The organism is Enhygromyxa salina (assembly GCF_000737335.2).
Taxonomy (GTDB): Bacteria; Myxococcota_A; Polyangia; order Nannocystales; family Nannocystaceae; genus Plesiocystis; species Plesiocystis salina_C.
Window position 1 is genome coordinate 96,729 of the sequence record NZ_JMCC02000043.1, and the last position, 25,019, is coordinate 121,747.

Genomic DNA, 25,019 nt, shown 5'->3' on the forward strand with positions numbered 1-25,019 from the left:
TCGAGTGAACATCATGATCGGGGTGCCGTGCCCAGCAACGTAACTCGTGAGGACCTCGTCCGGTTCTTGGCGGAGACCTCGGAGCTTCCGCTTCAGATTCGCGACGACCTGCCCATTCGGGTTCGCATCATCCGCGCGCGTGAGCCCCTGTTGCGCGCGGGGGAGCCGAGCGAGCGGGCCTACGTCGTCTACCGGGGCCTGTTCGAGGTCCTCGACGAGACCTCCGAGGCTCGCCGGCTCGCGTGGCTCTCGAGTGGGTCGTGGATCGGCGAGCTCGGCGTCTTGATGGGAGAAGCGCGGATCGCCTCGGTGGTCGCGTGGCGCGACAGCGTCGTGCTCGAGTTCGACGCGGCCGACACCCGCGAGCTGCTGACCAGCGATCCCGCCCACCTCGCCGCGCTCACGCGTCACCTGCTGCGACGCGGGCGGCGCAGCGTCGATCCGCGTCCACGACCGTTCGTGCTCGGGCTCATCCACGCCCGCGAGGACGCGGCGCTGCTCCGCGAGGCGATCGCCCGCACACCCGAGACCGCGCTCGTCGACGGCCACGGCTGGCAAGACGCGAGCGTCGGCACGAGCGAGTCGCTCGAGTCGCTCGAGTCGACCGGGGTCATCGGGGTCATCGGGGCCATCGAGTCGATCGCGGCGCTCGAGCGCGAGGGCGCCGACGCGCGTTGCCTGATCCTGCTCGCCGATCAATACGACCCCAGCTGGACGCGCATGGTCATCCGCGCGGCCGACCGCGTCGCGGCGCTCGGGCGTGTCGGTGGCGACGCGCGCACGCTCGAGCGCTCGCTCGAACTGCCGGGGGCTGCCCGGGGGTACGATCGACTGTCGCGCCTGCCGACCGCGGATCCCCCGCTCCGAGACGAGCTCGCGCGGACCCACGCCCGCGACCTCACGCTTCGCCCCGACAGCGTCGAGGACATCGTCGACTATCTCCAGCAGCTGCTCGTCGAGTACGGACGGCCCGATGCGCTTCGTCAATTCGAGCTGTTCGAGGGCCTCGACGACGCCGCGCTCGCCCAGGCCCAAGAGAACATCGAGTGGCGGATGATCGAGCGGGGCGATCAGCTGATCCGGGCGGGCGATGAGCCCGACGGCCTGTATCTGATCGCCTTCGGCCGCCTCGAGGCGAGCGTACGCGGCACCGATGGCGCGCGGATCAAGCTGTCCGAGAGCGGCGCACGAGAGGTCGTCGGCGACACGGGTCTGGTGCTCGAGCGCCCGCGCACCGCCAACGTACACGCCAAGCGCGACACCCGGGTTGGGTTCTTGTCGGCAGCGTCGTTCAAGCACCTCGAGAGCGTCATCCCGCAGCTGAGCCGAAACGCGGCCCGGATCGCGTCGGAGCGGACCCTCGTGCCCAGCGGCGTCGCGCTCAACCCGGCGCCCACGGACATCATGCTGCTGCGCCTCGATCCCTGCCCGCGCAGCGAGGCGTTTGTGCGCGCGCTCGAGCGCAGCCTGCATGAGGCGCTTGGCTGCTCGGCCACGCTGGTGTCGAAGGCGATCGTGGATCGTCAGCTCGGGCCCGGCGCGTCGGCGCGCGCCCCCGGTGAGCCCGGCTACCGTCAGCTCGTGTCCTGGCTCCACCGCGTGTCGATGGAGCACGACGTCGTGCTGTACGAGTGCGACGCTCACGACAGCGCGTGGGCGCGCTGCTGTGTGCGTCAGGCCGATCGCCTCGTGCTCATCGCGGCCGCGGGCCGCAACCCGGCTCTGCGTCCGTTCGAGCGCGAGCTCGCCGACATCGACCTTTCCGGCGATCTCCCCGTCGATCTGGTCGTCCTTCAGCGCGCAGGGATCGCTCGCGCCGCGGGGACGCGCGCCTGGCTGCGCGAGCGCAGGTGCGAGCTCGTCCACCACGTCCGCGACGACAGCCCCGCCGACGTCGCCGCGACCGCGCGGCGGCTCATGGGGCGGGCCAACGGGATCGCGTTCGCAGGCGCCTCATCCCGGGCGCCGGCTCACTGCGGCGTCCCGCGGGCGTTCACGACCCTCGGCCTGCCCCTCGATCTCGTGGCTGGCACCAGCGCGGGCTCACTGATCGCCGCGGGGGTCGCGATGGGCTTCGAGTTCTCGTCGCTGCTCGAGCAGGGCGCATACATGGGCGAGCGGCTGCGCCTGAGCATCTCGAAGCTGCAGCCGCCCCTCACCTCGCTGACGAGCGGCAAGCTGCTCGACGAGCTCTTTCACGACTACTTCGGCGACGCCGACATCGAAGATCTCCTGATCCCCTGTCGACTCACCGCCGTCGACCTCCTCACTCACGAGCTCCTCTACCTCGACCGCGGACCGCTGTGGTTGGCAGCGCGCGCGAGCTGCTCGATCCCCGTGCTCTACCCGCCCGTGACCATGAATGGGCGGATCCTCGTCGACGGCGGGATCATCTCCTACATCCCGATCAACGCGATCCTACCCAGCTGCCAGCGCGGCCTCGCGGTCATGTCAAACCTCAACGACCCGACGAACCTGGAGTCGCTGCGCAAGATCGAGCCCTACGGCACGCAGGTCTCGGGCTGGTCCCAGCTGCTCGACCAGGTCCTGCCCTGGCGGACCCCGCGGGCGCTCCCGCGGCTCGAGACCATCTTGTTCCTCTCGTTGATCACCTCCAACTCGATGAGCGCAGATCGCATCGACGAAGCGCTCGCGCACCCGGCCGTGTGTCAGGTCTATCAGCCCCTGACCACGACTGGCTTGTTTGGCGTCACGCTCGAGCTCGCCCGCGAGTTCGAGCAAAAGACCTACGAGCGGGCCTGCGCAGAGATCGGCGCCTGGCTCGAGCAGCACGGCCGAGCGCAGTGAGTCGCGCGCACCGGTCCCAGCTCGAGGCCACTTTCGAGCGTCGATGACCACGACCGGTCGTTCGCCCCGGACCTGACGAACGGTAGTATTGGTTGGCTCGGCTGGACGCTCAGACGACCGAACATATCAAGCCTCGAGGTAGGTCGACGCCCGTCATCGCAGCCGGTGTGCGTCATCGAGTCGGCGAAAAAACACAACAACTGGGTGCGGGGTTCCGTGGTAGTTTGCGACCCGATGAATAGGACGATTTCTAGCTTGAGTGTGTTGAGTTTGGCCCTCGCGCTCGCCTGCTCGGACAGCAACAAGGGCGAGGAGGGCGGCTTCATGTCGGTCGGCGGCACCGAGTCCGGCGACGAGACCCACACCAGCGTGGGCGATGGCGACGGAGATCCGACCGGCGACGGCGACGGCGACGGTGACGGTGATGGCGACGGCGATCCCGCTGGCGACGGAGACGGAGATCCGACCGGCGACGGCGACGGTGACGGTGACGGCGACGGCGACGGCGACGGCGACGGTGACGGCGACGGCGACCCAACCGGCGACGGCGACACCGACGGGCCGATCCCTTGCCAGATCCCCGACGCCAACCTGGCCCCCGCGATCCCCCAGGTGATGCTGGTGCTCGACAAGTCGGGCAGCATGCTGACCACCTGGAACCACGACGACAACCCCAACACGCCACCGATCACCCGCTGGCGCAGCCTTCACAACGTCGTCACCTTCATCATCAACAACTTCGACGACAAGATGGACTTTGGCGCGATGCTGTTCCCCTCGACGCAGGCGATCGCGTCGTACAGCGCGGCTGGTTGCGTGACCTCGAACGCGCCCGAGATCCCCGTTGGCGTGGACGGCCAGGCGGTGCTGGAAGGGATCCCGGCGGCCAACAACAACACCATCGCCGGGGGCACGCCGGGCGAGGACGCGGTCGACGTCTCGGGTGCCCACCTCATGACCCTCGATCCCAATCGGCCGCGGGCGATCATCTACATCAGCGACGGCGCCGCCAACTGTGGCGACGACGCCATGAACGCCTCGCAGCTGTTCGAGAACTATGATCTCAAGCTTCCGCAGACGATCCAGTCGCTGTGGGACAACGAGGGGATCCCGACCTACGCCGTTGGCATCGACATGAGCACCGAGCTGTCTGGCAACGTGCCCGATGGCTCCCCCAACAACATCGTGCCGTGGTGCAAGATGGACGAGGTCGGCGAGGGCGGCGGCAAGCCCAAGGATCAGGCCCCGGGCATGTCCTGCATGGAGACCAACACCGACGCGCAGGACTTCTACTCGGCCACCAACGAGATCGAGCTGCAGGCCGCGCTGCAGGCGATCATCGAGGACGCCGTCAGCTGCGTCGTGTTGCTCGACCCGGTCCCGCCGTTCCCGGATCTGCTCGCCGTCGAGGTCGACGGCATGGACATCCCCAAGGTCAACGACTGCGACACCGAAGATGGGTGGGTGTACGTCAACCCGAACGGCCCGTACGACGCGATCGAGCTGTGCGGGCAGTCGTGCCAGGAGCTCAAGGAATTCGGCACCGCAGACGTGAAATATTTTTGCGATCCGGGTTAGTCGTTTGGCTCAGCGGTTCCTGCGGAACCGCTGAGCCAAACGCGAACCCTACTGGTCTTGATGAGGGGCTTCACAGCCCCTCCCCCATGCCGGCGGAGCCGTCATGGGGCCCCCACCCCTGCGGTCGGGCCCGCCCTCCGGGTCGTGTCGACGCGCGCGGAGGCGAAGCCGAGCACGGGTCGAGTCTGGGCGACTGGGGCCTAAAAGCTCTCTTTTAGGTCCCAGGCGCTGGCGGCTTCGAGGTCGAACTCGCCGAGCTGATCGCCGCTGCCCAGACCCTGAAGCATCCCGCCAAGCAGGGGCTCGTCATCGGTGATGTCCTCGATCGAGTCGTTCACGTCTTGCGGATCGATCTCCCAGTCCTTGCGGCTGTAGAGCGTCATGCTGCGGCCGTTCTTGTTGGTCAGCTTCATGCACAGCTGAAACGGCGCCGGAGCTTCCTTCTCGCACTCCCAGGTCTCGACCTTCACTTCGCCGCGGGCGCGCTCTTGTGGGAAGTACATGCGCAGATCGCTGCCCTGCAGCTGCCACCGAAACACCTCAACGCCGATGCGCCACTGCGACGAGCGCCCGATCGCGCCAAACTGCCCGTCGCGGTGATCGACCAGCACGAAGTGCGTGATCATGTCGCGGTCGTCGGTCGGCACGTGGTCGATCCAGACTTGGTTGACGGCGTGCTTGGTGCCTTGCGCCTCGTCGCTGAAGAACAGCGCGTCCGCTGCCTTCCAAACCCCGAAGCTACAGGCGCCGACGAGGGCGAGGGCGATCAGTTTGCTCTGCGTCTTGGACATCGCGGCAAGTGTGTCAGTCGCGCGTAGCCCCGTCCACGGGCCGCCGTCGATTTCGCGATCAGGGCAAATTCGTGCAAGGGCGCGGCCAGAGTCGGCGAAGTGCAGGGCGCCCGCGGGGGTAATAAGATGCCCGGGTGTTCGCCTCGCTGCGCGAGAACTTCCGCGGCGACCTGCTCGCTGGGATCACGGTGATGGTCGTCCTGGTTCCGCAGGCGCTGGCCTACGCGATGTTGGCGGGGGTTCCGCCGGTCTACGGTCTCTACGCCGCCACGATCCCGCCGCTGCTCTACGCCTTCGTGGGCAGCAGTCGGTTCATGGCGATCGGCCCGGTCGCGCTCATGGCCCTGATGATCGCCTCGGGGCTCGAGAGCTTGGCCGAGCCGGGCACCCCAGAGTGGGCCGAGCTCGCGGTCTTGCTCAGCTTCGAGGTTGGCGTGTTGTTCCTGCTGCTGGGCCTGGTCCGGGCTGGGTTTGTCGTCAACTTCCTGGGTCACCCGACGATCCTGGGCTTCAACGCGGCGGCCGGCTTGATCACGGTGGGCAGTCAGCTGCGCGCGTTCTTGGGGATCCCCCGCGAGCAGCTCGCGGATCTCTCGGCGACCCGGCCGTGGCCGATCGTGATGCACCTTGGCGCGACCCACCTGCCAACCCTCGCGGTCGCGTCTGGATCGTTGCTGGCGCTGGTGTTGATGCGTCGCTACGCGGCGCGCTGGCCTTACTACTTGATCGTGTGCGTGGCTGGGATCCTGCTCGCGTGGGGGCTGAACCTGCCAAGCCACGGCGTCGAGGTCGTCGGTGAGGTCCCGCGTGGGCTGCCAATGCCCAAGCTCCCCCGCTTCAAAATCGACACCATGGTCTCGCTGTTGCCGGCGGCGCTGTCGATCCTGGTCGTTGGCTATGCATCGTCAATGACCGTGGTCAAGGCGCTCGAGGCCAAGGCGCGCGGCACCGTCGAGCCCAACCGCGAGCTGCTGGCGTTTGGCGTGGTCAACCTCGCGAGCGGTCTGTTTGGCAGCTTCCCGGTCAGCTCCGGGCTCGCGCGCTCAACGGTCGTCGCCCAGGCCGGCGCGCGGACCCGCATGACTGGGTTTATCGCCGCGCTCGGGGTCCTGTTCGTGCTGCTGGTGGCGGGGGCCCTGTTCGAGTGGCTGCCGCGCGCTGTGCTTGCCGCGATCGTCATGCTCGCGGCCTCCAGCCTGATCGACATCCGCGGCGTGCGTGAGGTGTTTCGGGTCAAGCGGGCCGACGGCGTGACGGCGGTGCTGACCTTCTTGGCGACCTTGGGGATCGGCCTCGAGGTTGGGCTGTTCGTCGGGGTGATCGCGGCCTTGGTGTTCTTTGTCGGTCGGACCATGCGGCCGCACACGGCCGAGCTTGGCCGGATCCCGGGCACCTCCGTGTACCGCAACGTCGATCGGGTCGAGGCCGCGCAGACCTGCCCGCAGGCGGGGCTGCTGCGGATCGACGCGCCGCTCTACTACGCCAACGCCCGCTTCCTCGAAGATCGCATCACCACGATGATGGCCACCCACGAGTCCATGAAGCTGCTCGCGCTCGACTTCGCCGCGGTCAGCGACATGGACGCGACCGCGGTGATGTCACTGGAGAAGCTCATCGAGGCGCTGCGCGCAGGTGGCAGCGATCTGCACATCATCGGGGCGATCGGTCCGGTTCGGGATCTGTTCGTCCGCAGCCGCCTGCTCGAGCTGCTTGGCCAGGACCACCTTCACCGCAACCTCGCCGAGGCCGCGCCCAAGCTGGTCGAGGCGGTGGAACGTGACTACTGCGAGGGCACCTGTCGCGTGTCCGCGTTTCCAAGCTGCACGCTCATCCCCCGCGCCGCGCTGCTGCGCGAGCACGGCAAAGCCGCCCGGTTCTCCCCGCAGATCTAGATGTCGTGACCCTCGCTGGTGGCGACGTGTAGGATGTGATCTCGGTGATGTCGGATGGGGTCCAGAGCAGTCCCTTACCTGGGCTTCGGGTCGTGGTCTTGCTGATCGCGATCTCGGTCCCGATCATGCTGGGGATCGAGACGCTGCTGCGCGTGTACGTGCTTGGGCCGCTCTACGGTCCGGTGCTCACCGAGCTGCGTGGGATCTACTGGCCCGAGCTCACCGACGAGATCATCGCAACCCGGGCCACAAACACGGCGTGGATCCTGATCGGCGTGACCGTGGTCGCGGGGTGTGTGGGGATCGCGTTGCTGCGCTGGGTCATTCGTCGAGCGTCAGCAGCGACGGGCGAGCAGCCCACACCCAACAAGATCCGCGACAGCTTGCTGCTGCTGACCTCGATCCCGCAGGTCCCCGGCTTGCTCAGCACCCTGTGCCTCGCCGGTGGCGGCGAGCTGTTGCCGGTGTTGATCTGCGTGGGGGTATCGACCAGCTTCGTCGTCGTGCAGGGCTTCGTTGGCGAGCGGGCGATCGAAGCCATGGGGCCGGCCGCGGCCGCGTGCTAGGATCGTCGCCGAACGTGACTCGGGGCTCTCCACTGCGCCGCGTCGGCGAGCTGCTCGCCGCCCTCGATCCTGCGCTGCACGCCAGGGCGATCGGCTGCGATCCCGACACGCTTGTCGGTTCGCCCAAGGTCGACTCGCGCGCGATCGAGCCGGGCGACTGTTTCATCGCCACCGCCGGGCACACGGTCGATGGCCACGACTTCATCGACAAGGCAGTGGCCGCGGGCGCCACCTTGGTGGTCGTGCGTCGTGATCGGGGGATCTCGGGTTCGCAGCCCAGGATCGTCGTTGACGACGTCGCCGCCGCGCTGCCCAGCTTGGCCGCGGGCTGGTACGGCTGGCCGGGCGAGCGCTTGCAGCTCGCGGGGATCACCGGCACCAACGGCAAGACCAGCACGGCCCACCTCGTCGCTTCGGTGCTGCAGGCAGCCGGGCATCCGCACCTGCGGCTCGGCACGACCGGCGACTGGATCGTCGATCACGAGACGCCGGCCAGCTTCACGACGCCGTTTCCCATTGATCTGCAGCGGCTGTTGGCCACCGCGTGTGAGCGCGGGGCAACCCACGGCGTCATGGAGGTCTCGTCTCACGGCCTGGACCAAGGTCGGATCGTCCCGTTGCAGTTCGCGGCCGTGGCCTTGACCAGCTTCAGCCAGGACCACCTCGACTACCACGCGAGCATGGCGGCCTATCTGCAGGCCAAGTGTCTGCTGGCTCGCAGGCACTGCCTCGCTTCGGGCGTGGCCGTGGCCCCGGCTGAGGGCGAGGCTGGGTCCGCGTTCTTGCAGGCGGCGGCCGAAGCCGGGGTCGAACGGCGCTGGCGAAGCTCGCGGGTGCCCGTGTCCGAGCGCGCCGCGGAGATCTGCGTGATCGAGCGTGACCACGCCGCCGCCGGACTGGTCGCCCGCTTGCGCACGCCGGTTGGCAGCCTCTGGCTTCGCTCACCCTTGGTCGGCGACTTCAACCTCGACAACCTGATGGCGGCCGTGGGTCTCTCGATCGGGCTTGGTGTCGAGCTCCCGCACATCGAGGCAGCCCTGGGCCAGGCTCGCGGTGCGCCCGGGCGGCTCGAGGCGGTCGCGTTGCCAAGCCCGCGCGGCGACGATCATCAGGGTCCCGCGGTCTACGTTGACTACGCCCACACGCCAGACGCGGTCGCCCGCGCGATCGAGGCGCTGCGTCCGACGGCGGCCAAGCGTGGCGGGAAGTTGGTCATCCTGCTTGGCTGCGGGGGCGACCGCGACGCCAGCAAGCGACCGATCATGGGCGAGGTCGCCAGCCGCGGGGCGGATCGCTTCATTGCGACCTCCGACAACCCGCGGACCGAGGATCCCGAAGCGATCCTGAGTCAGATGCTGGCCGGCGCGATCCCCCAGCAGCAAGGCGGCGCGGAGCTGATCCGCGAGGTCGATCGCGCTCGCGCGATCAGCCTTGCGATCAGCGAAGCCAACGCGCACGACGTTGTGCTGTTGGCTGGCAAGGGCCACGAAAATTATCAGGTGCTCGGCACCACGAAGATCCACTTCGACGATCGCGAGCAGGCCGAGCTCGCGCTGCGTGCACGAACTCGGCCTGGGTCGCCCACAGACCCACGAGGGGTCTGAACGAGCGCGCTTACTTTTTCTTCGCCGCCGCTTTCTTGCTTGGCGTCGCGGCCTTCTTGGCGGCGGCCTTCTTGGCGGCGGCCGGCTTTGCGGCGGCAGCTTTCTTGGCACTGGCGGCGGCCGGCTTTGCGGCGGCAGCTTTCTTGGCACTGGCGGCGGCTGGCTTGGCAGCAGCAGCCTTCTTGGCGGCGGCTGGCTTGGCGGCAGCCTTCTTCGCGGCAGCTGGCTTGGCGGCAGCCTTCTTGGCGGCAGCCTTCTTGGCGGTGGCCTTCTTCGCGGTGGCCTTCTTCGCGCTGCCACCCTCAGCTGCTGCGGGTGCGGCCTCCCATGCAGCACACACGGCGCCGGTTGGATCCGCGAACACCGTCAGCTTACCCATGCCCGGAACCTCGGTCGCGGGCACGAGGATCCGGCCCCCGTTCTTCTTGATGACGCCGATCGTCTTGGCGATCGACGCGACGCCAACATAGCCAACCCAGGCGCTGGGAGCGCCGGGCGTCGGATTCTTGTCAATGCCCCCGATTCCTCCGGTCGGGGTGATGATCATCGAATACACCCCGTCGGGCATTTGGACGTCTTGGTACGTCCATCCAAAGACTGCCGCGTAGAATTTCTTCGCGGCTTCGGGGTCGGAAGTGTTCAGCTCCATGTGGACGAAGTTGCTCATCTTGCGGTCCTCCTTCACGAGCCGTCGCGGCTCGATCGCAATATCGCAACAAAGCGATCCGATGGGGTGACAATCAACTACCCGACTTGCGCTTTCGCAGATGCAACAGCCGCAGCCCCTCGAGCATCAGGTTGTCATCGACGATGTCGATCGAGGCGGTCTCGTGGGCGACCTTCCGGGCCAGCCCCCCCGTTGCGATCACCCGGGCCTCCCAGCTCAGCTCGCCGCGGATCCGGGCGAGAACACCCTCGACCAAGCCAACGTAGCCGTAGAACAACCCCGATTGGATCGCGCCCACCGTGTTGCGACCGACCACCGAGGCCGGCTTGGCCACGTCGACCCGGGGCAGCTTGGCTGCTCGCCTGAACAGCGCGTCGGCGCTGATACCCACGCCCGGGGCGATCACCCCGCCAAGGTACTCGGGGGTCGGCGAGACCACGTCGAAGGTGGTCGCCGTCCCAAAGTCGACGATGATGATCGCCGTGTTGGTCTGCCCCGCCCCAGGCACCCCGCCAGGCCCCGGGTCAATCCGCGCATAGCGCTCGTGGGCTGCGATCGCGGCCACGATCCGGTCCGCGCCAACGTCCTGCGCTGGCTCGTAGAGGACCGGCATCCCGGTGTCGAGCATGGGGGTCACGACCAGCGCCTCAACGCCAACATAGCGGGCGAGCGCGGCCACGATCGGCTCTGTCACCGGGGGCACGACGGAGGCCAGCACCGCGCCATCGATGCCCTCGAAGTCCATGCCCTGCAGCGCGAGCGCGCGCTCGAGCTTGATCGCAAACTCGTCGCGGGTCCAGTCCCGGTGGGTTGCGAGGCGCAGCTCGCAGCGCAGCCGCTCACCTTCGAACACACCGATCGAGCTGTTGGAGTTGCCGACATCGATCGCAAGCAGCATCACGCGGGACTGTACCCCGCCTGCACCTAAATCCCACTGTCCACCCCTCGCATCTGCTACCGTGGCGGCCCGTGAACGAGGGTTCTCAGCCAGGCGAGCATGCCGACGATCAGGTCAAGGGTCGAGGTCTGGGTGACCGCAGCTGGACGCCTCCGGTCCGCCCCGACCCGGTCTCGCTGATCGAGCAGCGGCAAAAGGACCTTCGCCTGCCGCTGCGGGGCTGGGTCGTACCCTTCGCCGCCCTCGGCACCGTCGCGGGCCTGTTCTTCGCGCTCTCGACCATCTTCGATCTGCTGCTTGGGGCCAACTTCACCGGTCGCGGGTTGGTCGACGCGCTGCTCTCGATCGAGCCCAGCCAGGCCACCAACACCCTCGGCAGCCTTGGCGAGATCATGGCTGCGGTCCTGGGCCTCGCGCTCACGGTGTCCAGCATCATCGTGCAGTTGGCGGCGACGCGGTTCACCCCAATCGTGACCTCGCTGTTCTTGCGCGACCGCACCAATCAGCGCGTGCTGAGCTTCTTCGTGGTCTGCAACATCTATGTGCTGTGGATCAACTTCGTCGTTGGCCCAGCGTCGGTGCCCAGCTGGGGCGTGCTCGTGTCAATGCTGCTGATGACGGCCAGCTTGCTGCTGCTGTTTCCCTACTTCGTGTTCGTGTTCAACTTCCTCGAGCCCGACTCGATCATCTCGCGGATCACGACCGACGGCCTGGCTGCGTCAACCCCCTATCGCGGTCGCGGGCGCAGCTCGATCGGCACCCGTCAGCGCGAGGCCACCCAGGGCGTCGAGCACCTCGCCAACATCGGCCTCAACGCGGTCCAGCAGCAAGACAAGAACATCGCATCGAGCGCGACCAACGCCTTGTCCAACTACGCGATCTACTACGGGGACACCAAGGCTGGGATGGTCAACACCTGGCACTCGATCCCAGATTGGAACCGCCAGAGCCCCGACTTCGTCAGCCTGTCCGACGAGGCCGTCGACGATCTTCGCAACCGCGGGATCTGGCTCGAGTGGAAGATCCTCCGCCAGTACCAGATGTTGTACGGCGAGGGCCTCGAGCGCATGAAGGACCTGTGCTACCTGATTGCGATCAACACCCGCCGGCTGGGTGAGGCCGCCGCGCGGCACGGGGATCTGCCGGCCCTGGACCTCTCAATCAAGTTCTTCAACACCTACCTGCGCGCCACGATCAACGCCAACGACATTCGCACCTGCTACAACATCCTGCATCAGTATCGGCAGCTCGGTGAGTTCGTGATCGAGCACCTCGACACCAAGGCCGAAGATCTGATCCTCGATGAGCCGATGAGCATGACGTCCACGCTCACGGTCACGATCGGCGCCCCCGCCGGGGATCTGAGCGAGCTCGAGCGCCGCGGCCTCGAGATCGCCCGCTACATGCGCTACTACAGCGGCATCGCGTTTGGGCGCAGCATGGCCTTCATCACAGAGGTCATCGCCCACGACGTGGGTGCCCTGTGCGCCAAGGCGTTCCACACCGACTCGCAGTATCACGACGAGCTGCTCGCAACCTTCTTGCGGGTCGACGACAGCACCGAGACCGCCCACTCCGACACCACATTGCAGGGCGTGCGCCGGGCCCAGGTCAAGCTCGCAACGACCTACATGCTCAATGGTGCCGAGTCGCTCGCCCGCCGGATCCAGGCCGACATGAAGAACGAGCCGGCGGATCGCATGCTCGGGATCTGGCAGCTGCTCGCGGCCTTGCGGACCCGTGAATTCTGGGAGGTCAATGATCGGGGCTCGAACTTCGACTACCTGACCGACGAGCAGAAGGGCCAGCTGCCGCTGTTCTTCTCGTGGTTCCCGTCGCTCAACAAGGTCGCCCTCGAGGCGATGCGCACCGGCGCCTTCGAGCCCCCGGGAGCCCCCAAAATCGTCCCAAACACACCTTAGGACCCCCACAGCCACCTTCGCACTTCGCGGTCACTCGCTTCGCTCGCTCCCAATGGGCTGGCTGTTCGCTACCGCATGTGTGGCCCCCTAGAAGGGGGCTCTCGTCTGGGCGCTAACGGCCACCGCTCGGCGCTCCATCTGCGTGGTCGGCATCCGGCTTGAGACCCGAAGCCGGAGCGCCAACCGGTGACCGCGGGTCTAAGGACCCGACGAAGAGCGAGTCCCCCCACGCAGATGGAGCGCCCCCCGGTGGCCGTGAGCGCTCAGACAAGAGCCCCCTTCTAGGGGGCCACACATGCGGTAGCGAACAGCCAGCCCCTTGGGAGCGAGCGAAGCGAGTGACCGCGAAGTGCGAAACCGCCTGTGGGGGTCTAATTTAGAACCGGATGCCGAGTTGGGCTTGGACCGTCTGCGCCGCGCGGGCGTCCACGCGGTTCGTGGTCGGATCCCCGTTCGCGTTGACCCCCGAGAGCACCGGGTTCCAGGCCCCAAACGGGAACATCGCGCCGTACTGCAGCTGGAAGAAGATCGGCTCTTCCGCGTCGTGATAGCGGACCGACCCAGCGATCTCGAGCCCCCACAGCGAGCGGTCGCCCGCGAGGGTCCCCCGTTGATCCACCGCCCCCGCAAACTCGACGTCGGCGCGGGCGCTGACGTTGTCTTGGAAGAAGTAGAACGCCGCCCACGGCTTGACGTAGGCCGCGTTGGCCACGGTGCCGAGCAGCTCCTTGAACAGCAGCATGTCCTGCATGTACGCGGGGTTGAACCGGAACGTGCCGAACCCTGCATAGTCGCCACCGTTGGTGGTGGGGAGCGGGGACTGGTACTGATTTCGGTAGGGCTGCGAGCTGTCGCCGCTGGCGAAGCCATGATCGAGCCCGATGTGGAAGCGATCTTTGAACAGCCCGTACTTGAACTCCAGCGCGTAGCCGAACTGCAGGACCTTGGTGAGATCCGTGCCGGTCGCCGCGTTGATGTTGAAGTCGTCGGAGCTGCGATCTTCCGTGAGGTCGCGGTGGCGGAAGTTGCCGACGATCAGGGCCCCTTCGGCCTCGATCCGCATGGTCCGCCAGTTGACGCGCAGCCACAGATCCGGGGTCAGCAACCAGCCGCGCCGATGCACCAAGCTGGCGGAGTAGTTGTTGAGCCCGCTGTTGCCGTCGTCGTCGAGCAGCCCGTTGCCAAGCGGCACGCCGGCGTGGCTGAGGCCGTCTAGATCACCGACGGGGTCGGTGTCATCCAGCGATGGGTTGCCGCCAAGCCCGTCACCGAGGCCCGGCGTCCCGATCGCGCGACCGATCGTCTGCCAGCGCAGCCAAGTCTTGAGCCCGTAGTTGACGACCGGGGTGCCCGACGACAGCTTGCGCTGCAGCATCGCGGCGTCGTCGCGGCGCTCGATCCACACGCCAAACTGGTGAACGTTGTCGTAGAGCTCGGCCGACAGGGTCTGGGCCACGAGGTTGCCGCTCTCCCACTCCGGGCCAAGCAGCTGGGCGGTGGTGGGCCCGCTGGCGGCCCAGTCGTAGCTGACGCCAAGCGTCATCGCGTTGCGCTTGTCGGGCCCAAAGTCGAAGGTCAGCCGCACGCTGTCGCTCGAGTCGCCGTAGTCGGTGTCGACCATGCGAATGATGTCGGACTTCTCGCCGCGCGCGTAGCCGTTGCCGTCGTTCTGGACGATGCCAAGGCCCCAGTGGTTGGGCATCCGACCAAACTCCAGGGTCATGCCAAAGCCGAACCGGATCTCACCCCAAGCCCGCTTGACCGTGATGCTGTCGTTGAACGAGTTGACGCCGTCTTGCGGGGCGTACTGCGTGCGCGTGAACAGATCCGTCGGCGCCCACGGGCTCTCGCCCGCGAAGCTGTCGGGGGTGCTGCCGAGCACCAGGTTGTCGAGCAGATCCACCTGCGAGTGGATCTTGACCGTGTCGGTCACGTGAATCGTGGGCTCGAGGCGCAGGCGCATGTTTGCGCCGGCCGTGCTCCGCCGCCGCTTGCACAGGGTGTTCACGCGACTGGGCGAGACCCCGCGCGCGCTCAGCTGCGCCGCACACCCAGCGTCGTTGGCCCGCAGCGAGTTCGTCTCCGAGAACTCGCCCATCTCCGAGGGCGGAAGGAAAAATTTGTTGTCGAGCCCGTCTTGCTCTGTGAAGAACAGATCGAGGTCGAGGCGGTGGAAGAAGTCCGCCCGCATGCGCAGGTTGCCGTGCAGCTCGAACAGCTGCAGGCGCCGACGCCCCTCGGGCTGGGCCGGCACCGGGACCACGGGCGCGAGGGCTCCCTTGTCCTTGGGCGCGGCCTCGGCTGGGCCGTCCTTGTCTTTGTCGCCGCCGGTTGGCGGAGCCGCACCGCCACCAGGCATGCCCCCTCCGCCCATGCCCCCCGGAGGTGGCTGCATGGCAGAGGCCGTTGCAGGGATCCCGAGCCCAAGCACGAGGGCGAGGACCGGCAGCGATACCGCGAGGGCCGGTCCACCGAGGGAGGGGAGTCGCCGTGGTTCGGGCATGAAAGCGGGGCACGATAGCCACCGGGCCTAGCAGCGTCAACTCGGCTCAAACCGTCTAGAACGGCCAGAATCAGCGCTTTTCTTGGAATTCAGCGTGATCCCAGCGGGCGCTGAAAGCGGGACCGGGGTGCCGCGTTGGCAGCTGTTTCCCGCCCGTAGTGCGTGTCGACCGTGGCTGTTCGCCCTTTGCCGAAGCCACCCGCGCCCCTTGCAGGGGCCACACATGCCCCCGCGAACAGCCGGCCCGTTGGGAGCGAGCGCAGCGAGTGACCTGCAAAGTGCGAAGGTGCGTGTGGTGCGGGTGCGAAGGCGGGTGCGGGGTGCAGAAAAGCCCCCTTGCAGGGGGCCACACATGCCCCCGCGAACAGCCGGCCCGTTGGGAGCGAGCGCAGCGAGTGACCTGCGAAGTGCGAAGGTGCGTGTGGGGGTAACAATAAACACCTAAAGTCTCGCGGGTGAGCGGCAGCACGTGGCAGCCAGGTCAGTTGTTGTTCGTCGGGTTCTCGGGGCTGACGGTCCCGCCAGATCTCGGCCAGCGGATCCGCGAAGGCCGAGTCGGCGGGGTCGTGTTGTTCAAGCGCAACATCGCCGATCCCGAGCAGCTGCGCGCGTTGACCCGCAAGCTCCACGAGCTCGCCCCGGCCGACGCCCCGCTCACGATCGCGATCGATCAAGAAGGCGGCCGGGTCCAACGGCTGCGGGATCCATGGACCGAGTGGCCGCCGATGCGGACCCTTGGCGGCGGGCCAACGCAGGACACCAGCGCGTTCGCCAGCGCGCTGGCGCTCGAGCTGCTCGACGCCGGCATCGATCTCGACTTCGCCCCGGTCGTCGACGTGGACAGCAACCCCGACAACCCCGTGATCGGGGATCGCAGCTTCGCCCGGGATCCCGCCACCGTCGGGCGCCACGCGGCGGCCTTCATCACGGCGATGCAGGACCGCGGCGTCGCCACTTGTGCCAAGCACTTCCCCGGACACGGCGACACCGACCTCGACAGCCACCTCGCGCTGCCCCGCCTCGAGCTCGAGCGCGACCGGCTCGAGCGCACCGAGCTCCCCCCCTTCCGGGCCGCGATCGAAGCCGAGGTCGCCTCGATCATGACCGCCCACGTCCTGTTCCCGAAGCTCGATCCCAAGCGCCCTGCCACGCTCTCGCCCGAGGTCATGGGCATGCTCCGGGCCGAGCTGGCCTATGACGGCCTGGTGTTCTCCGACGACATCGAGATGAAGGCCGTCGCGGATCACTTCAGCGTTGAAGATCGCAGCCTTGGTTGCCTGCGCGCTGGCGTGGACGTGATCTTGGTCTGCTCCCAAGCAGATCTGCGCGAAGAGGTCCTCGCCAAGCTCGAGCGCGCCCCGGATCAACTCCTCGAGCACCCCCTGCGCCGCCTCGCCGGCTTCAAGCAGCGCTACGGCAAGACCGTCCGGGTGGTCCCGCTGACGGAGGCCGGGCCCCCCTTCGCCAGCCACCAAGCCCTCGCGGATCGGCTTCGCACCAGCCCCGTCGCCCACGACCAAGTCGCCCACGACCAAGTCGCCCACGACCAAGTCGACCCAACCGAGCGCTCGTGAGCCGCGGGCCTGAACCCGCAGGCGGCTTCACTCATGGTGCTTCGCGTCAACCGGCTTGACCAACGCGTTCGCAACCAAGGCCAACACCAACAACCCCGCCATCAACAGCATCGTCGAGTCGTACAAGCCCGCCGTGGGATCCCGCGTCCCCGCCGGGGCGATCTCCATCAGCTTCGCCAGCGTCACCGTCTTGGCCTCGACCAGCATCGGCAGCTGATCCAGCCCCGCCCCAAAGCTTCGCTGAAACTGGGCCGGATCAACCTTCCCAGCCAATTCGACGATCCCATGCTCGACCGCGCGGGCCCGCAGCGAGGTGATCGCCAGCGGCCCCAGCACCCCCGCGGTGCTCCACGCGGTCAGCAACCGGCCATGGATGCCGCCCACGTACTTGGTCCCAAAGATGTCCGCCAGGTAGGCCGGGATCGTTGCGAACCCGCCCCCGTACATCGTGAAGATCAGCATCGTCGCCGCATAGAACACGACCAGCCACACGAGCTCGGGCGAGGCGCTGACCTGCGCCGCGGTCCACGGGATCGACAGGTACAGCGCGATCCCAACCACGAAGAACACGTAGTAGGTGTTCTTGCGCCCGATCTTGTCCGAGGCGCTGGCCCACATGAACCGGCCGGCCATGTTGAACACGCTGATCATCGTCACGTAGGTCGCGGCGAACGCCCCGTCCACGATCGTTGGCAAGGTCGTGCCAAAGATCTCGGTCATCATGGTCTTGGCCACGCCAATCACCCCGATCCCCGCCGTCACGTTGAAGCACAGCACGATCCACAGCAGGTAGAACTGCGGGGTCTTGTGGGCCTGATCAATGTGCACGTTGTGGGTGGTGATCATCCGCGCGGTCGCGGTTGACTTGTCGGGTGGGGTCCAACCATCGGGCTTCCAATTTGGCGCAGGCACGCGAAACGAGAACGCGGCGACCAGCATGACCACGAAGTACACGGCCCCGAGCGCGAAGAAGGTCTCGGCCGCGCCGGAGCTGCCGGTCCCCACTTCGTACACGCCGGCCTTGGCGGGCACGAGCAGCTTCGCGCCCTCTTCGGCGCCGATCACCACGACCTCGCGCAGGTCTTCGCCAACCCGGGCGAGCCGGCGGCCAGCTTGGGTGACCAGCTCGAGCTCGGCGACCGAGCCGAGTCGCTCGGGCGCGCGATAAAAGAGCTTGAGCAGCGCCTCTTTCATGGGCGCGGCGATCATGGCCCCGCCGCCAAAGCCCATGATCGCCATGCCTGCGGCCATGCCACGCCGATCCGGGAACCACCGAATCAGCGTGCTGACCGGCGACACGTAGCCAAGCCCAAGCCCGCAGCCGCCAAGCACCCCATAACCCAGGTACAGCAGCCACAGCTGATGGGTCAGGATCCCGAGCCCCCCAACCGCGAAGCCGCCGCCCCACAGGCACGCAGCGACGACCCCGACCATGCGCGGGCCAACCTCCTCGAGCCACTTGCCCGCGACCGCGGCGGACAAGCCCAGGAACACGATCGCAACCGAGAAGATGCGCGTGACGTCTTCCAGGGCCCAGTCGCCGGCCGCGGCCCCGACCACCCCAAGCGCCTTGGTCAGCGGCGGGTTGAAGATGCTCCACGCGTAGACCGAGCCAATGCACAAGTGAATCGCGATCGACGCCGGCGGCACCCGCCAGCGATTGAACCCCGGCGGCGCGACGATGTGATCCTTGTGCAGGCGTTGGAACAGGCCCATCTAGCGTGATGCTAGCAGGGGACGGAAGTTCGGCGCGGTCGTCAGATGCGTCGCTGCGTGCCGAGGCTACGGCGCGAAGGCGAAGCCGAAGTCGTATTACTAGATCAGCCCCACTTGACGGGGAGATCGTTGGTCAGCACGACCGTCGGGAACTGCTTTTGGGTCGCGAGCATGGCCATGACCACGTCGTTGATCGTCGCGTCGTCACCAACGTCGATGATGATCGTGCCCTTGTTGGGATAGCGCTTCTTCACCGCCACCATCTGCGCGGCGAGATCCTTCCAACCGGTGCCCGTGATGTTCGACGAGAACCGGGGGTGCGCGGCGCTGATCGTGAACGACTCGCCGGGCCCAAGCGTGACCCGCAGTGCCAGGGCGTTGTCACCCGGGGCAACCCGCATGCCGCCCGGCGGCAACAGATAGAAGGGGCGGGCGCGCAGGCCCGCGTTGCTGCCGTTGACCAACAGCGAGAAGCTTGGCGGCTCACCCGGCCGGGTCTCGGCGATCGCGTAGGCCAGCTCGACCAGGGTCTTGGCCGGCACGCTGGCCTCGAGCCCAAACAACACCCGGCTCGGGACCTCGAGCACGTAGGTCTGGGCCTCTTCGAGGGCCTCCAACCACAGCCGCCGAAACGGGCTCCACAGCGACGCCTTGCACCCGCTCTTGCACTCGCGCGAGGCCGGCCCCGGTGGCACGACGCCGCCCGTGAGCGCGAGGATCTCTTCGTCGAACACCAGCAGCCTCTGCGGCGTGGCGGTGATGTAGATGCCGGGCTCGACGCTGCTGCCGTTGGCCAGCGGGAGGTTCTCGGAGCCAAACAACGCGTTGATCTGCGTGAGCACGACGGTGTCGAAGCCCTGCAGGGTCTGGGGCGCTGCTTGGGCTTGGATCAGATCACCGAGCGAGGGTGGCTCGGGCAATTGCGAGGCCAAGGCCGAGACCGAGGCCTCGAGCGACGCGTCGACGCGGGAGGTCGCGTCGATCGTGTTCACCACGTTTACGGAGTTCACGGAGTTCAGGGAGCTCAGCGGGCTCGCAGCCAGGAGCGCCGTGGTCAGTATCGCCAGCTTCGCCATATTAAAACTCCTCGATCGGGATGGGGATCCAGCGGGTGTCGACGGTGCCCTCGCGGATCACCCCGAGCGTCGTCGTGCTACCAACCGTGCGGTTGCGGAGCCGTCCTTCGACGTGCTCATCGGCGAGCGGCCCGCCATCGAGCCACGTCGGGAGGCTCGTCAGCATGCCGACGACGACCTGTCGCTCGTCTTCTTTGGCGGTGGCGACCCAGATCTCGTAGGGGTCGCCGAAGCAGGTCATGTGCACCAACCAGCCGTCCGAGAGGCCGTCTTCGGCCTCACTGGCCAGGGCGGTGACGAGCTGCTCGAAGTCGCTGCGCCACAGGCCCAGATCTTTCATCCGGGTCTGCACGCGGCTGACGACCCTTGGCAGCAGCGCAGCGAGCGGCGTCGCGGACTCGGGCTGGCACTCGGCCCCGCGCAGCGGCTCGCGGTAGCGGGCGGTCAGGACCACGAAGCGATCCTGGACCGCATAGGCGTCCCGGTGATGCTCGAGCTCCCGGCGAAGGGCCTGCAAGATCGACGTGGGCGAACCAGCGCCCAGCCAGTGCAGCAACGCGAACGCGTCCCACGAACCCTGCTTGGGATCTCGGGTCACGCAGCCGCCACCCTCGCTCTCGACGCAGTGCACAAAGGACGTGGCGGCGCGCCGAGCTGGCTCAGCCGGCCCAACAGTCTGGGCCTCGCCGGTTTTGGTCTGACAGGCGCTGGTTGCCACCGCAGCGGCAACCACCAGGCCCATCGTGAGATGGTGTCGAGCTCGCGGCGCGAACCTATGCATGCGTTCCTCCAGCCACGTGAGCGGCTCCGGTCCACGAGTAACAGCCGCTGCCCGAATTGAGCAACAAAACTGAGTATAGCGTCAGCCCAAGAAGGGGTAGCGCCAGTCTCGCGCGGGGGCGAAGTTCTCTTTGATCGTCCGCGGCGACAGCCAGCGGATCAAATTCCACATGCTGCCAGCCTTGTCGTTGGTCCCGCTGGCCCGGCCGCCGCCGAACGGCTGCTGACCGACGACGGCCCCCGTGGGCTTGTCGTTGATATAGAAGTTGCCGGCCGCGAAGCGCAGCTGCTCGACGGCGGTGACCACCGCGGCCCGGTCCTGGGCGAAGATCGCCCCGGTCAGCGCGTAGGGGCTGCTCTTGTCACACAGCTGCAGGGTCTGCTCGAACTCGGCCTCGGGGTAGACGTAGATCGACAGGATCGGGCCAAACAGCTCCTCGACCATGGTTGGGTAGTCTGGCTCGTTGGCGACGATGATCGTGGGCCGCACGAAGTAGCCCTCCGAGTCGTCGTACTCGCCACCGAGCACCTCTTTGACCCCCGCGCCCACGGCAGCCTTGGCCGCATCGATCGCGCCCTTGTGATCCGCGAACGCGTTCTTGTCGATCACCGCGCCCAGGAAATTCGAGAAGTCCCGCACGTCGCCCATCTTTAGCTCGGCGATTCCGGCCGCGAGCCGCTCGCGCAGCGCCGGCCACAGGCTGTCGGGGATGTACGCGCGCGAGGCCGCCGAACATTTTTGGCCCTGGTACTCGAACGCCCCGCGCAGCAGCGCCACGCTCAGGGTCTCGAGGTCGGCGCTGGGGTGCGCGACAACGAAGTCCTTGCCGCCGGTCTCGCCGACCAGGCGCGGGTACGCCCGGTAGCGATCCAGGTTGTCGCTGGCTTGCCGCCACAGGGTCTTGAAGGTGCTCGTCGAGCCCGTGAAGTGGATCCCGCCAAGCCGCGCGTCACCCATGATCGAGGGCCCGACCACGCTCGACGAGCCCGGCAGGAAATTGATGACCCCCGGGGGCAGCCCGGCGGCCTCGAACAGCTCCATGATGTAGTGACCCGAGAGGATCGAGGTCGAGGCCGGCTTCCAGATCACCGTGTTGCCGCACAGCGCGGGCGCGGCCGGGAGGTTGGCGGCGATCGAGGTGAAGTTGAACGGGGTGATCGCAAACACGAAGCCGTCGAGCGGGCGGTACTCGACGCGGTTCCAGACCGCGGACCCGGGCGAGATCGGCTGCTCGGCGTAGATGCGCTCGAGGTAGTGGACGTTGAAGCGGAAGAAGTCGATGAGCTCACAGGCCGAGTCGATCTCTGCTTGGTACACGGTCTTGCTCTGGCCGAGCATGGTCGCGGCGTTGAGCTGGTCACGGAACTCGTCCTCGAGCAGCCGCGCCGCTCGCAGGAAGATCGCCGCGCGATCCTCGAAGGGCATCGCTGCCCACGGACCGCGGGCGAGCTCCGCCTCTGCGAGCGCCTTGGCGACCTCGGCCTCGCCGGCCTGGTGCGCGATCCCAGTCACGTGGCTGTGCCGGTGGGGCATGACCATCTCGCGGGTGTTGCCGGTCGTGATTTTCTCGCCGCCGATCACCAGCGGGACTTCGATCTTGGCGGCGAGCTGGCGATCGAGCTCGACCTCGATGCGCGCGCGCTCGGGGCTACCAGGGGCATAGTCACGCACCGGTTCATTGGCGGGCGTGGGGATCGGAGAAGAGCCGAACGACGACATGACCCGCATACTATCCTTTCCTTTTCCTTGCGCGCACGGGCACAGGCTCCTACGCCGGCCAGTCCCTCGCTGGCGCGCCTTCACACCCTCGCGCGCAGCCGCTGCGCGCTCCCAATTGGTTTTGAGCTCGGGCGGCGACCCGCTGCGCCGCGAGATCAGTCGCGGCGGCGACGGGACACCGAGAGCAGCAGCCCGAACCCGAGGATCGTGGCGAGCCCGCCCCCGCCGATGTCCGTAGCGGTGACCGAGCAGCCCTTCTTGCTGGGCGCGGCCGGCTCGGGGGCGTTGTCGACCGCCTCGGGTTGGATCGGCTCGGGCTCGGGCTCGGCGGGGCCTGGATCCGTGGTTGGCGGCGGTTCGTTGGGCTGATCGAGGGTGTCGGCGTTCGCATCGAGGGCCTCGATGTCCGCGGCGGCGTCGGCCAGCGCGGTGGTCCGCGAGCACAGGTTGTCGCGGGCCTGACCCTTGTCGTCGATGCGGGCGTAGATCAACCACTCGCTGTCGGGATCCCCGTAGGCGCGGCCACACGCCGCGCTGTTGTCAGCGGTCTCGATGTTGATCTTGGCGTCGAGCTGGCCCTTGAAGGTGCGCTGAACCTCGAAGGTGAAGATCTTGGTCTGCATCGCGTGCGGCCCCGGTTGGGGTCCGTCGGCGACCGCGAGCAGCTTGGCGGTGAACACCGCGTCCGCGTCGCGGGCGGACTCGACCGCGCCGGGCGAGCGGATGCAGGAGCACGCTTGCGCTTCGGTTGGCGCCAACACCACCGCGGCGGGGATCAGGGCGAGGGACAGCACGCTGACAGCGAAGAGTCGACGCATCGCGGCAAGCTACCACCACTCATGGCGGCGGGCCCGATCCCGGATCGAGGATCGGGGGCTGCGCCCGAGATCCGCACGTACCGCCGTGAGCTGGCGCAGGCTGCCAATAGCGCGGGTGAGCTGCTCTGCCAGCGCGCGCCTTGAAACCCGTCGCGGCTTGACCTAAACAGGCCCCCGCGTGGCCTTGCCACGCACAAAAGAGAGTGATCCTCAATGCTTACGGTATCCGAAGTCACCAAGGCCTACGGCGGCAAGACCCTGTTCGAGGAGGTCTCCACGACCTTTGATCCGGGCAATCGCTACGGGCTCACCGGGGCCAATGGTGCCGGCAAGTCGACGTTCATGAAGATCCTCTCGGGTGACGTCGACCCGGACAAGGGCCACATCTCGGTGCCCCACAACGCGCGCATGAGCGTGCTGCATCAGGACCACTTCAAGTTCGAGGAGTTCAGGGTCCGCGACGTCGTCATCATGGGCAACGACGTGCTGTGGAAGGCCCTGTCCGAGAAGGAAAAAATGCTCGAGACCGTCGACTACGACAACTTGTCGGAAGAAGACGGCATGCGCCTCGCCACGCTCGAGATGACGATCGCCGAGCAAGAGGGCTACGACGCAGAGAACCGGGCCGAGGAGCTCCTGACCGGCCTCGGGATCCCAGCCGCGGATCACACAAACAAGCTCGAGCAGGTCCAGGGCGGCCTGCGCTTGCGCGTGCTGCTGGCCCAGGCGCTGTTCGGCGATCCCGACATCCTGTTGCTCGACGAGCCCACCAACCACCTCGACATCGAGTCAATCCGCTGGCTCGAGGGCTTCTTGCTCAGCTACTCCGGCGTGCTGATCGTGATCTCGCACGATCGCCACTTCCTCAACCGCGTGTGCACCCACACCGCAGACGTCGACTACGAGAACATCATCCTCTACCCCGGCGGCTACGACCGGATGATGCAGCAAAAGGTCGCCTACCGGATCGCCGAAGAGAAGCAAAACGCCAGCAAGGCCAAGAAGATCGGCGACCTGCAAGAGTTCATTCGGCGGTTTGGCGCCAACGCCAAGAAGGCTTCGCAGGCCAGCTCGCGCAAGCGCGAGGTCTCGAAGATCAAGGTGTCGATGGCCGATCTCAAGCGCTCGAACATCGCGCGGCCGTTCATCCGCTTCGAGGTCGCGCGGCCTTCCGGCAAGCTCGTGCTCGAGGTCGAGCGGCTGTCCAAGAGCTTTGACGGCCAGGTCGTGTTCAACGACGTCTCGTTCACGCTCATGCGCGGTGACAAGCTCGCGGTCGTGGGCCCCAACGGCGTCGGCAAGTCGACGATGCTCAAGTGCCTGGCCTCGTTCTACGAGCCCGATCGCGGCAAGATCAAGCTTGGCCACGAGGTCACCGCCGGCTACATGCCGCAGGACCACGAGGACGGCCTGCAAAACGCCGAGGGCAAGACCGCCTACGAGTGGCTGCACCAGTGGGACATCAAGGCCTCCGTCGAAGAGGTCCGCGGCCTGCTCGGGCGCATGCTGTTCCCAAGTGAAGACGCCGAGAAGCCCGTCAGCGCGCTCTCGGGCGGCGAGACCGTGCGCTTGTTGATGTCCAAGCTGACCCTCACCCGGGACAACTTGTTGCTGCTCGACGAGCCGACCAACCACCTCGATCTCGAGTCGATCCGCGCCCTCGAAGAGTCACTGGTCAAGTACGAGGGCACGCTGATCTTCGTGGCCCACGACCAGTCGCTGCTCGAAGAGGTCGCAACCTGCGTACTGGATCTGCGCCCCGACGGCAGCTGGGACTTCTTCCCGGGCGGCTACGAGGACTTCTTGCGCAAGAGCGGCAAGTAGCGAACTACTGGCGAGGCTCCGCCTCAGACCCGTCGAGCATGTAGACGTCTGCATGGGGTCGACGTGCTTTTCGGGCAGCGCGGGGGTCGACGTGCGGGGGTCGACGTGCTGATCGGGCAGCGCGCACGACCCGTGAGGGTCGCTCCGGGCACGGAGGGCTCAAGACGCTAATTTGCGTTGTCATGGATCGCTGTCGGCGAGGTCGGGCTGTGGCTTCGGTGGGGCACTCGCAACGCCCTCTTATTGTGCCCGGAGCGACCCTCACGGGTCTCTTGTGCGCTT

At 67.2% G+C, this 25,019-nt stretch carries 17 protein-coding genes; 8 read left to right on the plus strand and 9 right to left on the minus strand.

Annotated elements, in window-relative coordinates; genetic code table 11:
* Positions 1 to 27 precede the first annotated feature (27 nt).
* The gene (locus DB30_RS17695; protein WP_052550414.1) at positions 28 to 2,808 is read left to right on the plus strand and encodes a cyclic nucleotide-binding and patatin-like phospholipase domain-containing protein; all 2,781 of its coding nucleotides are present in this window, start codon (positions 28 to 30) and stop codon (positions 2,806 to 2,808) included.
* Between the two features lie 255 nt (positions 2,809 to 3,063).
* A complete protein-coding gene (locus DB30_RS41530) occupies positions 3,064 to 4,386 on the plus strand; it encodes a vWA domain-containing protein (protein ID WP_205633016.1) in 1,323 nt (440 codons plus the stop codon).
* Positions 4,387 to 4,586: 200 nt separating this feature from the next.
* Here DB30_RS41530 and DB30_RS17705 read toward each other — a convergent pair whose 3' ends face one another.
* Entirely contained in the window at positions 4,587 to 5,177 is a 591-nt protein-coding gene (locus DB30_RS17705; RefSeq protein ID WP_052550419.1) for a hypothetical protein, read from the minus strand.
* A gap of 134 nt (positions 5,178 to 5,311) precedes the next feature.
* Here DB30_RS17705 and DB30_RS17710 point away from each other — a divergent pair, with 134 nt between their 5' ends.
* The 3 genes from DB30_RS17710 to DB30_RS17720 are packed head-to-tail and all read left to right on the plus strand — an operon-like array spanning position 5,312 to position 9,239.
* Positions 5,312 to 7,069: a SulP family inorganic anion transporter gene (locus DB30_RS17710; protein WP_052550421.1), complete on the plus strand. Its 1,758-nt coding sequence runs from the start codon at positions 5,312 to 5,314 to the stop codon at positions 7,067 to 7,069.
* A 44-nt stretch (positions 7,070 to 7,113) separates the two neighbouring features.
* The gene (locus tag DB30_RS17715; protein WP_165703824.1) at positions 7,114 to 7,635 is read left to right on the plus strand and encodes a hypothetical protein; all 522 of its coding nucleotides are present in this window, start codon (positions 7,114 to 7,116) and stop codon (positions 7,633 to 7,635) included.
* A 14-nt stretch (positions 7,636 to 7,649) separates the two neighbouring features.
* A complete protein-coding gene (locus tag DB30_RS17720) occupies positions 7,650 to 9,239 on the plus strand; it encodes a UDP-N-acetylmuramoyl-L-alanyl-D-glutamate--2,6-diaminopimelate ligase (protein ID WP_052550425.1) in 1,590 nt (529 codons plus the stop codon).
* Between the two features lie 10 nt (positions 9,240 to 9,249).
* Here the strand turns inward: DB30_RS17720 and DB30_RS17725 are convergent, their stop codons facing one another.
* A complete protein-coding gene (locus tag DB30_RS17725) occupies positions 9,250 to 9,906 on the minus strand; it encodes a VOC family protein (protein ID WP_165703825.1) in 657 nt (218 codons plus the stop codon).
* Positions 9,907 to 9,979: 73 nt separating this feature from the next.
* On the minus strand, positions 9,980 to 10,804 hold the full coding sequence (locus tag DB30_RS17730; protein WP_052550430.1) for a type III pantothenate kinase: 825 nt from the start codon (positions 10,802 to 10,804) through the stop codon (positions 9,980 to 9,982).
* A 71-nt stretch (positions 10,805 to 10,875) separates the two neighbouring features.
* Between DB30_RS17730 and DB30_RS17735 the strand changes: the two genes are divergently transcribed.
* Entirely contained in the window at positions 10,876 to 12,726 is a 1,851-nt protein-coding gene (locus DB30_RS17735; RefSeq protein WP_052550432.1) for a DUF2254 family protein, read from the plus strand.
* A gap of 376 nt (positions 12,727 to 13,102) precedes the next feature.
* Here the strand turns inward: DB30_RS17735 and DB30_RS17740 are convergent, their stop codons facing one another.
* Positions 13,103 to 15,121 carry a TIGR04551 family protein gene (locus DB30_RS17740; RefSeq protein WP_146659393.1) on the minus strand — a complete coding sequence of 673 codons (2,019 nt, stop codon included), beginning with the start codon at positions 15,119 to 15,121 and terminating at the stop codon, positions 13,103 to 13,105.
* Between the two features lie 563 nt (positions 15,122 to 15,684).
* On the opposite strand from DB30_RS17740, the gene nagZ reads away from it, so the two are divergent.
* Entirely contained in the window at positions 15,685 to 16,803 is a 1,119-nt protein-coding gene (gene nagZ / locus DB30_RS17745) for a beta-N-acetylhexosaminidase (protein ID WP_052550435.1), read from the plus strand.
* A gap of 27 nt (positions 16,804 to 16,830) precedes the next feature.
* On the opposite strand, the gene DB30_RS17750 is transcribed toward nagZ, so the two are convergent.
* The 5 genes from DB30_RS17750 to DB30_RS17770 form a co-directional block, all read right to left on the minus strand.
* The gene (locus DB30_RS17750; protein ID WP_052550438.1) at positions 16,831 to 18,519 is read right to left on the minus strand and encodes an OFA family MFS transporter; all 1,689 of its coding nucleotides are present in this window, start codon (positions 18,517 to 18,519) and stop codon (positions 16,831 to 16,833) included.
* Positions 18,520 to 18,623: 104 nt separating this feature from the next.
* Entirely contained in the window at positions 18,624 to 19,529 is a 906-nt protein-coding gene (locus DB30_RS17755) for a hypothetical protein (RefSeq protein ID WP_146659396.1), read from the minus strand.
* 67 nt (positions 19,530 to 19,596) lie between these two features.
* Entirely contained in the window at positions 19,597 to 20,193 is a 597-nt protein-coding gene (locus DB30_RS17760; RefSeq protein WP_146659398.1) for a hypothetical protein, read from the minus strand.
* 264 nt (positions 20,194 to 20,457) lie between these two features.
* Positions 20,458 to 22,095, minus strand: a complete 1,638-nt coding sequence (gene pruA, locus DB30_RS17765; RefSeq protein WP_052550465.1) for an L-glutamate gamma-semialdehyde dehydrogenase — start codon at positions 22,093 to 22,095, stop codon at positions 20,458 to 20,460.
* A 155-nt stretch (positions 22,096 to 22,250) separates the two neighbouring features.
* Positions 22,251 to 22,913, minus strand: coding sequence for a hypothetical protein (locus DB30_RS17770; protein ID WP_052550444.1), 663 nt, complete (start codon positions 22,911 to 22,913; stop codon positions 22,251 to 22,253).
* Between the two features lie 213 nt (positions 22,914 to 23,126).
* Between DB30_RS17770 and DB30_RS17775 the strand changes: the two genes are divergently transcribed.
* The gene (locus DB30_RS17775; protein ID WP_052550447.1) at positions 23,127 to 24,737 is read left to right on the plus strand and encodes an ABC-F family ATP-binding cassette domain-containing protein; all 1,611 of its coding nucleotides are present in this window, start codon (positions 23,127 to 23,129) and stop codon (positions 24,735 to 24,737) included.
* Positions 24,738 to 25,019: the final 282 nt, after the last annotated feature.

Coding starts and splice junctions, on each gene's coding strand:
- pruA (WP_052550465.1), bottom strand. CDS start 22,095: ATGTCGTCGTTCGGCTCTTCTCCGATCCCCACGCCCGCCAATGAACCG.
- DB30_RS17730 (WP_052550430.1), bottom strand. CDS start 10,804: ATGCTGCTTGCGATCGATGTCGGCAACTCCAACAGCTCGATCGGTGTG.
- DB30_RS17775 (WP_052550447.1), top strand. CDS start 23,127: ATGCTTACGGTATCCGAAGTCACCAAGGCCTACGGCGGCAAGACCCTG.
- DB30_RS17770 (WP_052550444.1), bottom strand. CDS start 22,913: ATGCGTCGACTCTTCGCTGTCAGCGTGCTGTCCCTCGCCCTGATCCCC.
- DB30_RS17740 (WP_146659393.1), bottom strand. CDS start 15,121: ATGCAGCCACCTCCGGGGGGCATGGGCGGAGGGGGCATGCCTGGTGGC.
- DB30_RS17750 (WP_052550438.1), bottom strand. CDS start 18,519: ATGGGCCTGTTCCAACGCCTGCACAAGGATCACATCGTCGCGCCGCCG.
- DB30_RS17725 (WP_165703825.1), bottom strand. CDS start 9,906: ATGAGCAACTTCGTCCACATGGAGCTGAACACTTCCGACCCCGAAGCC.
- DB30_RS17705 (WP_052550419.1), bottom strand. CDS start 5,177: ATGTCCAAGACGCAGAGCAAACTGATCGCCCTCGCCCTCGTCGGCGCC.